Raw genomic sequence first — 12,586 nt, forward strand, 5'->3', positions numbered from 1 at the left:
TGGCGTTCATCGCGTGGGTGCGGCCTCAGTCGTCAAGCAGGCCTGACTTGCCGCCCTTCTTGGGCGTGACCGTGGGCGCGGTCGGCTTGTTGCGGTTGGCCATGAAGCGGTCGAAGTCGTCCTGGTCCTTGGCCCGGCGCAGTTCGCGGGCATAGGTGTCGAACTCGTCGCGCATCTCGTCCAGCTTGCGGCGCTCTTCGTTGAGGCGCTCGAGTTCCTTCTCGCGCCAGTCGTCGAAGGCGACGTTGCCGGTCTGGGCGCTGGCCCGGTAGGAAGCCCGGCGGCAGCCGGCGAAGACGCCGTCGGTCGCACGGTTTACGTCGCGCTTGAAACCGTCAAGCCGGTCGCCCCAGATGATGTAGGCAAGCATGGCGAGGCCGAGCGGCCAGAACACCATGAAGCCGATCACCATCAATGCGATGGTCGCCGGCGTCCAGGCCGGACGGATCAGTGCAGTCGTGTTCATCTGTCTCCCGTTCCTTCTATCGGTGGCAGCCAGGTCGGCTGCTTGGAATCGAGATGGGAAGACAAAAATGGCGATTCAAGACGGTGCCGGGCAAAACCGGACAAGGCCTTGCGAATCCTAGCCCTTTTTCAAGTTTTCCAGCACCAGAACGACCAATCCGGCAACCAGTCCCCAGAAAGCCGAGCCGACACCGAGCAGCGTCAGCCCCGAGGCGGTGACGACGAAAGCCGTCGTCGCGGCCATGCGATGATGCTCGTCCTTGAGCGCGATCGCCAGCGCATTGGCCAGCGAGGCCATCAGCGCCAGCCCCGCCACCAGCGCGATCAGGCTCGGCGGCAGCACCGCGAAGATCGCCACCAGCGAGGCGCCGAAGGCGGCAAAGACGACATAGGCCAGCGCATAGTACGGCCCCGTCTTCCAGCGCTCCTTCATGTCGGGATGCACGTCCGGGCCGGTGCATATCGCCGCCGAGATCGCCGCGAGATTGGTGGTGGAGGCGCCGAACGGCGCAGACAGCACCGAGAACAGCCCGGTCATCCCGATCAGCGGGCCGGGCTCGGGATGGTAGCCGGCGGCGCGCAGCACGGCGAGGCCGGAAAGGTTCTGCGAAGCCATGGTGACGAGGTAGAGCGGCACGGCCAGGCCGATGATGGCGGTGGCGGTGAACTCGGGCGCGATCAGCGTCAGTGTCGACAGTTCAGGTGCCGGCAGCCCGCCGACGCGGCCGGTGAGGAACGCCGCCAACCCGCCGCCGACCAGCACGACCAGAACCGACAGCGCCGGATTGTAGAGCCTGATCAGGAAAAACGCGGCAATCAGCGGCAGGATCAGCCATGGGTCGGACGGCACGGTCTTTGCCGCATTGATGGCGAAGGTCACGACGATGCCGGCCAGCATGGCAGAAGCAACTGAGGCCGGGATGCGCGAGATCAGCTGCGTCAGCGGCTTGATCAGTCCGGTCAGCACCAGAAGCACGCCGGTGACGAGAAAGGCACCGACCGCCTCGCCGATGGTGAAGCCGCTGCTCGCCGCGATCAGTGCCGCACCCGGCGTCGACCAGGCGGTGATGACAGGCATCTTCGTCCGCCACGACAGCCATGCGGTCTCCAGCGCCATGGCAAGGCAGATGGCGGTCACCCAACTCGCCGTCTGCACCTGCGTCGCGCCGACGGCGTCGGCGGCGGCGATGATGATCGCCAGCGTGCCGCCGAAGCCGACGATTGCCGCAACGAAGGCCGAGATCGGGATCGAGATGCGCATGCGCTCAGCCCACCCGGCTAATCATTTCGCTGACCGCGCGGGTCAACAGATCGAGGTCTTCGGGCCGTGACAGCCGGTGGTCGCCGTTGGGCACCAGCGACAGCGTCGCATCGTCGGCGGGCAGAAGACTCATAAGCTTCAGCGCGTGGCTGTGTGGCACGTCGGGATCGGCAAGGCCCTGAATGATGTGGACGGGGCAATGGGTGTGGATCGGTCCGGTCATGACCAGGTTTTGGCGGCCGTCCTCGATCAGGGCGCGGGTATAGATGTAGGGCTCCGGCGAATACTCCGACGGCTCCTCGAAATAGCCCTTCTCGGCGAGGTCTTTCCGCTGCGCCTCGGTCAGCGCCGGTTCGACCAGCTCTGCGGTGAAGTCGGGCGCCGGTGCCAGAAGCACGAGGCCGGCGACGCGGTCGCCCTCGCCTGCCTTGTTGAGTTCGTCGTTCATCCTGAGCGCAATCCAGGCGCCCATCGACGAGCCGACCAGCACCTGCGGCCCCTTCGTGAATTGGCGGAATACCGCCAGGCTCTCGGCCAGCCATTTCGAGATCGTGCCGTCGGCAAAGGCGCCGCCGCTTTCGCCGTGGCCGGAATAGTCGTGGCGCAGGAAGGCGCGCCCCTCGCCCGCGGCCCAGGTGGCCAGCGTCTCCGCCTTGGTTCCCAGCATGTCCGATTTGTAGCCGCCAAGCCAGACAACGCCGGGTGCTGCGCCGTCCTGATACCTTACGGCGATGCGGGTGCTGTCGACCTCGATGAAGTCCGGTGTGCTGGCAGTCATGTCAAATCCCCTCGGCACGGACTTGTGGCACAGCCGGCCCGATGCGGAAAGTGCCGCAAGAATCGTTCTTTTGGGGCAGTTCGCATGTGCGGAAGCAGGTGATTTGTTGCGAGTGCTGTGTTATTGACTTCGCCCGCGCGCTCCCCACATTGGCGCGTCCGCAAACATGACAACGTCAATGGCTCGAGGAGACAACGACCATTCGCAGACCTTTTAAAGCAGCCGCACCCACCAAGGACGGCCCGCGCGCTAACCGTGACATCCGGGTTCCCCGGGTCCAGCTGATCGACGTCGACGGTTCCAACCGTGGCGATGTTTCCATCAACGACGCACTCCTGGCCGCCGAAGAGGCAGGCCTCGATCTCGTAGAAATTTCCCCCAACGCCCAGCCGCCCGTCGTCAAGATTCTTGACCTCGGCAAGCTGAAATACGCCAACCAGAAGAAGGCGGCCGAGGCGCGCAAGAACCAGAAGGTCATCGAGATCAAAGAGATCAAGATGCGCCCGAACATCGACGACCACGACTACGAGACCAAGATGAAGGCGGTTCGCCGCTTCTTCGAGGAAGGCGACAAGGTCAAGCTGACGCTCAGGTTCCGTGGCCGCGAGATGGCGCATATGGAACTCGGCATGCAGCTCCTCAACAAGGTCCGTGAGGAAACTGCCGCCATCGCCAAGGTCGAGGCCGAGCCCAAGCTCGAAGGCCGCCAGATGATGATGGTGCTCGCGCCGCGCTGACGCCTGGTGCGAGAGCCGCCCGAAAATCGACACAGATTTTCGGGGTTCTCGGCGCGACTGACACTGCCGGAGCGTTTCTGCGCGTCCGAAAGGACGCGCAGCGCTCCGCGGGTTCCGGCAGCCCTGCCGGAACGAGGCCATTTCTCCTGCAAGGCGCCGAGCGACAAACTCGCCACAAGCGAGCGGCTGGCGAGTGGAAAGCAATGAGCGAGCCGGAATACAAGGGCCTGGGCAGCTACCAGCACAGGCGCCGCATCGTGCTTGCCGCGTTGATTGTGGCGCTGTTCGCGGCGTTGCTGTTCGGCCAGTCCTCCTTCCCGCCCGACACGACGATTCATGAAGTCGTCGAAATGGCCGGCATCCTGATGATCTTCCTCGGCATCGTCGGCAGGCTCTGGTGCACGCTCTACATCGGCGGGCGCAAGTCGGGCGAGATCGTTACCGGCGGACCTTATTCGATGACCCGCAATCCGCTCTATGTCTTCTCGACGCTGGCTGCCGCCGGCGTCGGCGCGCAGATGGGCTCGATCGTCGTCAGCATCGGCTTTGCGCTCATGTGTGCCCTTGCCTTCCACGTCGTCATCCTGCGCGAGGAAAAGCACCTCGGACACCTCTTCGGCCCCGAATACGCCGCCTATGTCGCCCGGGTTCCGCGCTTCGTTCCCGACATCTCCCTTTATAAGGAGGGCGACACCGGCCGCTTCAAGCCAAAGCTGTTGCTGAACACGTTACTCGACGGTCTCGTCTTTCTGGTGGCCCTTCCTGTGTTCGAGCTGATCGACCACGCCCAGGTCACCGGCGCTCTGCCGGTGCTGTTCCGCCTCCCCTGAGGCCGCGGATTCATTGCTCTTGCGCCCCTTTCAGGGTGTTGCACTGCGCCAAACTTCCGCGTATATAGCCGCGTCCCAGAACCGCCCGGCAGGGCATGCCGTGGCGGTTTCATTTGCTTTTCGGGCTTTGGTCGGCCTGAAAACAACAACATGAAGGGATTTCGACAGCGCTTTCGGGTGCAACGGGATCCTGAAGAACGGAGTAGCAAAATGCCCAAGATGAAGACCAAATCCGCTGCCAAGAAGCGGTTCAAGATCACCGCGACCGGCAAGGTCCTGGCGGCTGCCGCCGGCAAGCGCCATGGCATGATCAAGCGTTCCAACAAGTTCATTCGCGATGCCCGTGGCACGATGGTTCTGGCTGAACCGGACGGCAAGAAGGTCATCAAGAATTTTCTGCCGAACGGCCTCTGAGCACTCGGCCTGGATAGCGTTTTAAGGAGATCATGACATGGCACGTGTAAAAAGGGGCGTAACCGCCCACGCCAAGCACAAGAAGGTTCTGCAGGCTGCCAAGGGCTTCTACGGCCGCCGCAAGAACACCATCCGCATTGCCAAGCAGGCGGTGGAAAAGTCGAAGCAGTACGCTTACCGCGACCGCAAGAACCGCAAGCGCAACTTCCGCGCCCTGTGGGTCCAGCGCATCAACGCCGCGGTTCGCGAGCACGGCCTGACCTACGGCCGCTTCATCGACGGCCTGAACAAGGCCAACATCGAGATCGATCGCAAGATCCTCTCCGACATGGCCATCCATGAGCCGCAGGCATTCGCCGCGCTCGTGGCCAAGGCCAAGGTTGCTCTTGAGTACCTCAAGAACACCACCCCGAATGCTTTTGAAAGCGCTGTTGCTTAACCAGCGCCTTCCCAAGCATCACTGACTTGATTTGGGAAACCCGCGCTGGCACGGCTGGCGCGGGTTTTTCTTTGCAGCAACGAAGGGCCGTTAGGGCCGCAACGGAACTGGACCATGAGCGATCTTGAAACTCTCGAACAGTCGCTGCTGAGCGACATCGCTTCCGCCGCCGACGAGCAGGCGATCGAGGCGGTGCGCGTCGCAGCCCTCGGCAAGAAGGGCTCGGTCTCGGAGATGCTGAAGACCCTCGGCGCGATGAGCTCCGAAGAGCGCCAGACCAAGGGCCCGGCGATCAACGGCCTCAAGAACCGCGTCACCGATGCGCTGTCCGCCCGCAAGAGCGAGCTGCGCGACGTTGCCATCAATGCACGCCTGATCGCCGAAAAGGTCGACGTCACCTTGCCGGTGCGCCAGTCGCCAGCCGAGCGCGGCCGTATCCACCCGATCAGCCAGGTCATTGACGAGATCGCGGCGATCTTCGGCGATCTCGGCTTCGCCATCGCCGAAGGTCCCGATGTCGAGACCGACCACTACAATTTCACCGCGCTGAACTTCCCCGAGGGGCATCCGGCGCGCGAGATGCACGACACCTTCTTCTTCCCGCCCGACCAGAATGGCGAGCGCAAGCTTCTGCGCACCCACACCTCGCCGGTGCAGATCCGCACCATGGAGACGCAGAAGCCGCCGATCCGCATCGTCATCCCGGGCAAGACCTATCGCCAGGATTCGGACGCCACTCACTCGCCGATGTTCCATCAGGTCGAGGGCCTGGTGATCGACAAGACCGCCAACATCGCCAACATGAAGTGGGTGCTGGAGGAGTTCTGCAAGGCGTTCTTCGAGGTGCCCAGCGTCAAGATGCGCTTCCGCCCGTCCTTCTTCCCGTTCACCGAGCCGAGCCTCGAGGTCGACATCCAGTGCGACCGCTCGCGTCCCGGCGAAGTGCGCTTCGGCGAGGGCAACGACTGGATGGAGATCCTCGGCTGCGGCATGGTCCATCCGAACGTGCTGCGCCATGGCGGCCTTGATCCCGACGAATACCAGGGCTTCGCCTGGGGCATGGGCATCGATCGCATCGCCATGCTGAAATACGGCATGCCCGACCTGCGCGCCTTCTTCGACGCCGATGTCCGCTGGCTGCAGCATTACGGCTTTAGGCCGCTCGACATGCCGACCTTGTTCGGTGGCCTGAGCGCATGATCGACGCCGCCGACCGATATGCCGGTGCGGTGACCTTCGCCTTCGGCGACAGCCCGGAGCTCGCCGACGAGCTTCTGGCGTTGGTGCTGTCGGGCAAGAAGACCGCGACCTGCGGTGCCTTGCGCGATTTTGGCGGCGCCGAGCCGGTGCCCGAGGTCGGCCGCCGCGATGTCGTGCTCGATGGCCAGGGCCGGCGCGCTGCGGTCATCGAGACGATATCGGTCGAGCACAAGCGCTTCGACGAGGTCGATGCCGCCTTTGCCGCCGCGGAAGGCGAGGGCGACCTGTCCTACGACTATTGGCGAGAGGCCCACGAGGCCTATTTCGCCCGCAATGGCGGTTATGCGCCTGACATGATTTTGGTTTGTGAGCGGTTCCGCTTGGTGGAAGTGCTCGACCGCAACGACACGAAACGAGTGAACCCATGAAATTCACCCTCTCCTGGCTCAAGGATCATCTCGACACCGACGCCACGCTTGACCAGATCGTCGAGCGGCTGACCTCGATCGGCCTCGAAGTCGAATCCGTCGACGACAAGGCGGCCCTCAAGCCCTTCGTCATCGCCAAAGTGCTGACGGCTGAGCGTCATCCTGACGCCGACAAGCTGCAAGTGCTGACCGTCGACACCGGCGACGGCAAGCCGGTCCAGGTCGTCTGCGGCGCGCCCAATGCGCGCGCCGGCCTAGTCGGCGCCTTCGCCGCCCCCGGCGCCTACGTGCCGGGCATCGATGTGACGCTTTCGATCGGCAAGATACGAGGCGTCGAAAGCCACGGCATGATGTGTTCCGAGCGCGAACTCGAGCTGTCGGACGAGCACAATGGCATCATCGACCTGCCGGCCGATGCACCCGTGGGTACATCCTTCGCCGCCTATGCCCATCTCGACGATCCGATGATCGAGATCAACCTGACGCCCAACCGCCCCGACGCCACCAGCGTCCACGGCATCGCCCGCGACCTAGCAGCTTCCGGCCTCGGCACGCTCAAGGGCGGCGATGTCGCGCCGGTCGCAGGCGAAGGCGAATGCCCGGTCAAGGTGACGATCGAGGCGCCCGAGCTCTGCCCCGGCTTCGCGCTGCGCCTTGTGCGCGGCGTCAAGAACGGCCCCTCGCCCAAGTGGATGCAGCAGCGCCTGCTCGCCATCGGCCTCCGCCCCATCAACGCGCTGGTCGACATCACCAACTACGTCACCTTCGACCGCGGCCGCCCGCTGCACGTCTTCGACGCCAGGAAGGTCGCCGGCAATCTGGTCGTCCGCCGTGGCCGCGAGGGCGACAAGGTCATGGCGCTCGACGGCCGCGAATATGCCCCGACCACCGAGATGTGTGTCATCGCTGACGACAACGGCGTCGAGTCGATTGCCGGTATCATGGGCGGCGAGCATTCCGGCTGCGATGAGAACACCACCGACGTGCTGATCGAATCGGCGCTTTGGGACCCGATCACCACGGCCCGCACCGGCCGCACGCTCGGCATCATCACCGATGCGCGCTACCGCTTCGAGCGTGGCGTCGACCCTGAATTCATGGTTCCCGGCGTCGAGCTGGCGACGAAGCTGGTGCTGGAGCTCTGCGGCGGCCAGCCGACGAAGACCGATGTTGTCGGCTATGCCGGCCACAAGGCCAAGGTCGTTTCCTTGCCGCTCTCGGAGATCAAGCGCCTGACCGGCATCGAGGTGCCGAAGGCCGAAAGCCTCGATATCCTCACCCGCCTCGGCTTCGGCGTGAACGGCAGCGGCGACGTCGTCGATGTCACCGTGCCGTCCTGGCGCCCCGATGTCGACGGCAAGGCCGACCTCGTCGAAGAGGTCATGCGCATCCACGGCGTCGACAACATCGCGCCGCAGCCGCTGAGCGCCCATGACGCCGTCAACGGCAAGATCCTAACCACGCTGCAGATACGCACCCGTTCGGCGCGGCGCGCGCTCGCCGTGCGCGGCATGATGGAGGCCGTCACCTGGTCGTTCATCCCGGCGAAGCACGCCGAGCTGTTCGGCGGCGGCCAGCAAAGCCTCAAGCTGTCGAACCCGATTGCAGCGGACATGTCCGACATGCGGCCCTCGCTGCTGCCCGGCCTGATCGCGGCTGCCCAGCGCAATGCCGACCGTGGCGTCGGCGACGTCGCGCTCTTCGAAGTCTCGGGCACCTATGAGAGCGACACGGCAGACGGCCAGCGTCGCGTCGCCGCCGGCGTCCGCCGCGGCACCGCCAAGCTCGAGGGTTCGGGCCGTAGCTGGTCGGGCAATGCGGGCAATGTCGGCGTGTTCGACGCCAAGGCCGATGCCATCGCCGCGCTCGAAGCCTGCGGCGCGCCCGTCGACCGGCTGCAGATCGAAACCGGCGCGCCCGAGTGGTATCACCCTGGCCGTTCCGGCGTCATCAAGCTCGGCCCCAAGGTCGTGCTCGGCACCTTCGGCGAGTTCCATCCGAGGACGCTCGAAGGCCTCGACGTGTCGGGTCCGCTCTGCGGCTTCGAGGTCTACGTCGATGCCGTGCCCGAACCGAAGGCAAAGCCGACCAAGACCAAGCCGAGGCTCGATCTGTCGGCCTTCCAGGCGGTCAAGCGCGACTTCGCCTTCGTCGTCGACAAGGCCGTCGAGGCCGGGACCCTGACCCGCGCGGCACTCGCTGCCGACAAGAAGCTGATCACTGCTGTGTCGGTGTTCGACATCTTCGAAGGCGCGTCGCTCGGCGAAGGCAAGAAGTCGGTGGCCATCGAGGTGTCGATCCAGCCGGTCGAAAAGACGCTGACCGACCAGGATTTCGAGGCGCTCGCGGCCCGTATCGTCGAGAACGTCAAGAAGCAGACCGGCGGCGCGCTGCGCAGCTGACCTCCGGGTAGCCAAATACGAACAAAAGGCCGGGCCTCGCGCCCGGCCTTTCTCGTTGCCGGGAAACATTCGCCCGTCCCGCACGTTGAAGCCAGCGATGCTGCGCAACACGACAACCCGCTACGGCTGGGCCGCCATCATCCTTCATTGGCTGATCGGGCTGATCTTCATCGGCCAGTTCGCGCTGGGCTGGACGATGGTCCGCATTGTCAGCCAGCGCACCGCCTTTGAGCTGATCCAGCTGCACAAATCCTTCGGCTTCCTGCTGCTCGGGCTGGTGTTGATCCGCATCGGCTGGCGGCTCGCCAATCTGACTCCGGAACTGCCCGAAGAGGTCGGGCCGCTGGAGCGGCTGGCGGCTCCCTCGGTGCACTTCCTGCTCTATGCGGCGCAGCTTGTGGTGCCGTTGTCGGGTTGGGTGCTGGTTTCCGTCTCGGTGCTCGAAATCCCATCCGTTCCGTTCAATCTCTTCGTCATGCCGCATCTGCCGCTCGGCATCTCCGAGCAGGCCGAGGACTTCTGGATCTTCGGTCACAAATGGCTTGCCTATGCCGCCATCGCATTGGTCGTGTTGCACATTCTCGCGGCGCTGAGACACCATTTCTGGCTGCGCGATGTCGTGTTGGTCAGGATGATTTCGCCCCTTATCGCAAGACGGGCGCGAAAGCCGGAATAGCAGCCGAGGCCGATTCGTTGGTCTCGGTGCGCGGCTCATATGGGCCGTGCCCTCAGGGAGTATGGTGACATGTCTTTGCGTGTTCTTGGCGTAGCAGCCCTCGTTGCCTTCGGCCTGGTCGACAGCACCGCCTCGGCGGTGGCGCTGTCGGATGCCGCCGGCCGGTATGCCATTTCCAACAACGGTTCGAGCATCCGCTTTGCCATCGGCAAGATCGGCGGCGGCGGGCTGAACGGCGCCTTCGGCCAGTTCAAGGGCACGATCCGCATCGATGGCGGCGACATCGGCCGTTCGCGCGTCGACCTGACCATCTTCCCCGACAGCGTCGGCACCGGCCAGGGTCGCATCGATGCCTTCCTGAAGTCGGACGCTGTCTTCGACGTCGCCAATTCGCGCCAGATCACCTTCCGCTCGACGTCGGTGCAGCGCACCGGCGACAATTCGGCCGTCATCACCGGACAACTGACGGCGCGCGGCCACACCTTCTCCGAAAAGTTCGCCGTCGAGCTGCAGGGCATGAAGGGTGGGCAGATCCGCTTTCATGTCAGCGGCAAGGTGTTCCGGTCGCGCTACCAGATGGATGTCGGCACGCCGATCTATTCCAACATCGTCGCCTTCGACATGGAGTTCAGCGGCCGCCGCGGCTGAGCGCCGCCGCCTGAAACCTCTGGCATTTCGCTGCTGCTTCCGCCAAGCTCGGCCACGCGGCCGGGCTGGCGCGCAGTCCATTTCGGGAGAGGTCAGATGTTTCGCTGGGGCGTACTTTCGACAGCCAAGATCGGCCGCGAGCAGCTGCTGCCGGCGATCGCCGATTCCACCAACGGCGTGGTCGCTGCGATCGCCAGCCGTGATGTCGCCAAGGCCCGCGCGCTGGCCGACCGTTTCGGCGCACCCCATGCCTTCGGCTCCTATGACGAGCTGCTCGCTTCGGACGCAGTCGACGGCGTCTACATTCCGCTGCCGACTTCCCAGCATCTCGAATGGGCGGCGAAGGCCGCCGAGGCCGGCAAGCATGTGCTGGTCGAAAAGCCGCTGGCGCTGAACGCGGCCGACATCGCGCCGCTGATCGAGATCCGCAACCGCAACAAGGTCATCGTCTCCGAAGCCTTCATGGTCACCTACCATCCGCAATGGCTCAAGGTGCGCGACCTGATCGCGTCGGGCGCCATCGGCAGGCTGAGGCATGTCCAGGGCGCGTTTTCCTATTTCAACGTCGATCCCAACAACATGCGCAACCAGCTCGACCTCGGCGGCGGCGCCTTGCCCGACATCGGCGTCTATCCGACCGTGTCGACGCGGTTTTCGACCGGCAAGGAGCCGCTGCGCGTCCAGGCCAGCATCGAGCGCGACCCGAATTTCGGCACCGACATCTATTCCAGCGTACGCGCCGACTTTGGCGACTTCGAGCTGTCCTTTTATCTCTCGACCCAGCTTGCCAACCGCCAGCTGATGGTCTTCCACGGCGACAAGGGCTTCATCGAGGTGCGCTCCCCCTTCAATGCCGGGCTCTACGAGCAGGAGCGCGTCGAGTTGCACAATGCCGGCCACAATGAAACGACGGTGTTCCATTTCTCCGGCGCCAAGCAGTACCGGCTCGAGGTCGAGGCCTTCGTGCGCGCAGCACAAGGCGGTTCCGACCATGTCTTTTCGCTGGAGGAGTCGGTGCTCAACCAGAAGGTCATCGACGCCATCTTCCGCGCCGGCGAGCATGACGGATGGGAGGCTGTGTAGTCACCGGATCCGGTATGCTTGTCGAGATGTGACCAAGGGCGGGCCGTGTGCTAGGGAGCCCGGCATGACCTGTTGTTCGACGAGCTTTTGGCGATGATTCCCTGGACCGTACTCGATACCGCGAAGATTCCCGGTGGTGGCGAACTGCGCCTCAAGCAGCGCGGCACCGAGTTCTCGATCATGCTCGGCAGTAACGAGCTGATGAACAGCCGCCTGAGCGGCTCCGAGGAAGCGCTGGCGAAACTGGCCTGCGACCGCATCGGCGGCCGTTCGAAGCCGACGATCCTGATCGGCGGGCTCGGCATGGGCTTCACCCTGCGCGCCGCGCTCGCCTTGCTCGGCAGGGACGCCCGCATCGTCGTCGCCGAACTGGTGCCCGAGGTGATCGCCTGGGCGCGCGGGCCGATGGCCGAGGTATTCGGTGGCTGCCTCGACGACCCGCGCGTCGAGATCCTGGAGGGCGATGTCGGTCGCCTGATCCGCGATGGCGCCGGTGCGTATGATGCCATCCTGCTCGATGTCGACAACGGCCCCGAAGGCCTGTCGCGCGACGCCAATGACAGCCTCTACAACTATGCCGGCCTGCATGCGGCGAAGACCGCGCTGAAGCCGGGCGGCGTGCTGACGGTCTGGTCGCAAGGGCCGGACAAGTCGTTTTCGCGGCGCTTGCACGAGAGCGGTTTCGTCGTCGACGAGGTCAAGGTCCGGGCCAGCACCAGGGGCGGCGGGGCCCGCCATGTCGTCTGGGTCGCCGCTAGCGGCGGAGCTCCCAAGGCGAAGGGCCGGAGGTAGCTCGACATTTCTTCTCCCCTTGTGGGAGAAGGTGCCCCGAAGGGGCGGATGAGGGGTTCTGGACGGAGTGCCACACTTCCGAACCTCCCGACGACATCCATTTCTCCACCCTCTCATTCCTTCCAACACCCCTCATCCGACCTCGCTTCGCTCGGCCACCACCCGGCCCTCCGCTATGGCTCCGGGCGTTCGTCGTTGGAAAAGCCAAATCGTTGGCTTTTCCTGGCCTTCGGCCACCACTCCTCACCCCACAAGGGGAAGGCAGGTGCTCGCCTTGCCACGCCCCGTTGCCGGTCTGGCCATTGTCATCCTTCGACAAGCTCAGGATGAGGTGGTTCGGGAAGCGGGGCGCGAGGCCGTGCCTTCCGATAATTAGTATGTGGCGCGACGTTCGCGCCCCGCCCGGTGTTCTTGCCCCGCTCAGTCGCCTCGG

Annotated in this window: 14 protein-coding genes; 11 read left to right on the forward strand and 3 right to left on the reverse strand. The window is 64.6% G+C overall.

The features are described 5' to 3' along the window. Positions 1-25 precede the first annotated feature (25 nt). From WHT83_RS04465 to WHT83_RS04475, 3 genes are all read right to left on the reverse strand, one after another. Complete coding sequence (locus tag WHT83_RS04465) at positions 26-466, reverse strand: DUF2852 domain-containing protein (RefSeq protein WP_108606118.1); 441 nt, start codon at positions 464-466, stop codon at positions 26-28. A 117-nt stretch (positions 467-583) separates the two neighbouring features. Next, positions 584-1,726, reverse strand: a complete 1,143-nt coding sequence (locus tag WHT83_RS04470; RefSeq protein WP_406873079.1) for a benzoate/H(+) symporter BenE family transporter — start codon at positions 1,724-1,726, stop codon at positions 584-586. 4 nt (positions 1,727-1,730) lie between these two features. After that, on the reverse strand, positions 1,731-2,504 hold the full coding sequence (locus WHT83_RS04475; protein WP_406873080.1) for an alpha/beta hydrolase: 774 nt from the start codon (positions 2,502-2,504) through the stop codon (positions 1,731-1,733). Positions 2,505-2,704: 200 nt separating this feature from the next. On the opposite strand from WHT83_RS04475, the gene infC reads away from it, so the two are divergent. The 11 genes from infC to WHT83_RS04530 all read left to right on the forward strand — a co-directional run bounded on the left by infC (position 2,705) and on the right by WHT83_RS04530 (position 12,153). After that, on the forward strand, positions 2,705-3,241 hold the full coding sequence (infC, locus tag WHT83_RS04480; protein WP_082496743.1) for a translation initiation factor IF-3: 537 nt from the start codon (positions 2,705-2,707) through the stop codon (positions 3,239-3,241). 203 nt (positions 3,242-3,444) lie between these two features. After that, a complete protein-coding gene (locus WHT83_RS04485) occupies positions 3,445-4,071 on the forward strand; it encodes an isoprenylcysteine carboxylmethyltransferase family protein (protein WP_108606115.1) in 627 nt (208 codons plus the stop codon). Between the two features lie 210 nt (positions 4,072-4,281). Further along, positions 4,282-4,485: a 50S ribosomal protein L35 gene (gene rpmI / locus WHT83_RS04490; protein WP_055981974.1), complete on the forward strand. Its 204-nt coding sequence runs from the start codon at positions 4,282-4,284 to the stop codon at positions 4,483-4,485. A 37-nt stretch (positions 4,486-4,522) separates the two neighbouring features. Beyond that, a complete protein-coding gene (rplT, locus tag WHT83_RS04495) occupies positions 4,523-4,924 on the forward strand; it encodes a 50S ribosomal protein L20 (protein WP_055981977.1) in 402 nt (133 codons plus the stop codon). Between the two features lie 114 nt (positions 4,925-5,038). Next, positions 5,039-6,124 (forward strand): phenylalanine--tRNA ligase subunit alpha, encoded by a 1,086-nt coding sequence (gene pheS / locus WHT83_RS04500; RefSeq protein ID WP_406873081.1) that lies wholly within the window; start codon positions 5,039-5,041, stop codon positions 6,122-6,124. Further along, complete coding sequence (locus WHT83_RS04505; protein WP_406873082.1) at positions 6,121-6,552, forward strand: ASCH domain-containing protein; 432 nt, start codon at positions 6,121-6,123, stop codon at positions 6,550-6,552. The genes pheS and WHT83_RS04505 overlap by 4 nt, the downstream gene beginning before the upstream one ends. After that, a complete protein-coding gene (gene pheT / locus WHT83_RS04510; RefSeq protein ID WP_406873083.1) occupies positions 6,549-8,954 on the forward strand; it encodes a phenylalanine--tRNA ligase subunit beta in 2,406 nt (801 codons plus the stop codon). The genes WHT83_RS04505 and pheT overlap by 4 nt, the downstream gene beginning before the upstream one ends. A 97-nt stretch (positions 8,955-9,051) precedes the next feature. Further along, entirely contained in the window at positions 9,052-9,630 is a 579-nt protein-coding gene (locus WHT83_RS04515) for a cytochrome b (protein ID WP_406873084.1), read from the forward strand. Positions 9,631-9,699: 69 nt separating this feature from the next. Further along, positions 9,700-10,278: a YceI family protein gene (locus tag WHT83_RS04520; protein ID WP_108609619.1), complete on the forward strand. Its 579-nt coding sequence runs from the start codon at positions 9,700-9,702 to the stop codon at positions 10,276-10,278. Positions 10,279-10,374: 96 nt separating this feature from the next. Further along, the gene (locus tag WHT83_RS04525) at positions 10,375-11,361 is read left to right on the forward strand and encodes a Gfo/Idh/MocA family protein (protein WP_406873085.1); all 987 of its coding nucleotides are present in this window, start codon (positions 10,375-10,377) and stop codon (positions 11,359-11,361) included. 93 nt (positions 11,362-11,454) lie between these two features. Continuing rightward, positions 11,455-12,153 carry a spermidine synthase gene (locus WHT83_RS04530; RefSeq protein WP_406873927.1) on the forward strand — a complete coding sequence of 233 codons (699 nt, stop codon included), beginning with the start codon at positions 11,455-11,457 and terminating at the stop codon, positions 12,151-12,153. Positions 12,154-12,586 lie beyond the last annotated feature (433 nt).

Origin of the sequence: Aminobacter sp. P9b, assembly GCF_045345995.1 — a bacterium.
GTDB lineage: Bacteria > Pseudomonadota > Alphaproteobacteria > Rhizobiales > Rhizobiaceae > Aminobacter > Aminobacter niigataensis.

Bases quoted from the DNA above. Each gene is read 5' to 3' on its own strand.
- WHT83_RS04505 (WP_406873082.1), top strand. From the start codon at position 6,121: ATGATCGACGCCGCCGACCGATATGCCGGTGCGGTGACCTTCGCCTTC.
- WHT83_RS04515 (WP_406873084.1), top strand. From the start codon at position 9,052: ATGCTGCGCAACACGACAACCCGCTACGGCTGGGCCGCCATCATCCTT.
- WHT83_RS04530 (WP_406873927.1), top strand. From the start codon at position 11,455: ATGATTCCCTGGACCGTACTCGATACCGCGAAGATTCCCGGTGGTGGC.
- rplT (WP_055981977.1), top strand. From the start codon at position 4,523: ATGGCACGTGTAAAAAGGGGCGTAACCGCCCACGCCAAGCACAAGAAG.
- WHT83_RS04520 (WP_108609619.1), top strand. From the start codon at position 9,700: ATGTCTTTGCGTGTTCTTGGCGTAGCAGCCCTCGTTGCCTTCGGCCTG.
- pheT (WP_406873083.1), top strand. From the start codon at position 6,549: ATGAAATTCACCCTCTCCTGGCTCAAGGATCATCTCGACACCGACGCC.
- pheS (WP_406873081.1), top strand. From the start codon at position 5,039: ATGAGCGATCTTGAAACTCTCGAACAGTCGCTGCTGAGCGACATCGCT.
- WHT83_RS04470 (WP_406873079.1), bottom strand. From the start codon at position 1,726: ATGCGCATCTCGATCCCGATCTCGGCCTTCGTTGCGGCAATCGTCGGC.
- rpmI (WP_055981974.1), top strand. From the start codon at position 4,282: ATGCCCAAGATGAAGACCAAATCCGCTGCCAAGAAGCGGTTCAAGATC.
- WHT83_RS04475 (WP_406873080.1), bottom strand. From the start codon at position 2,504: ATGACTGCCAGCACACCGGACTTCATCGAGGTCGACAGCACCCGCATC.
- WHT83_RS04465 (WP_108606118.1), bottom strand. From the start codon at position 466: ATGAACACGACTGCACTGATCCGTCCGGCCTGGACGCCGGCGACCATC.
- WHT83_RS04525 (WP_406873085.1), top strand. From the start codon at position 10,375: ATGTTTCGCTGGGGCGTACTTTCGACAGCCAAGATCGGCCGCGAGCAG.
- WHT83_RS04485 (WP_108606115.1), top strand. From the start codon at position 3,445: ATGAGCGAGCCGGAATACAAGGGCCTGGGCAGCTACCAGCACAGGCGC.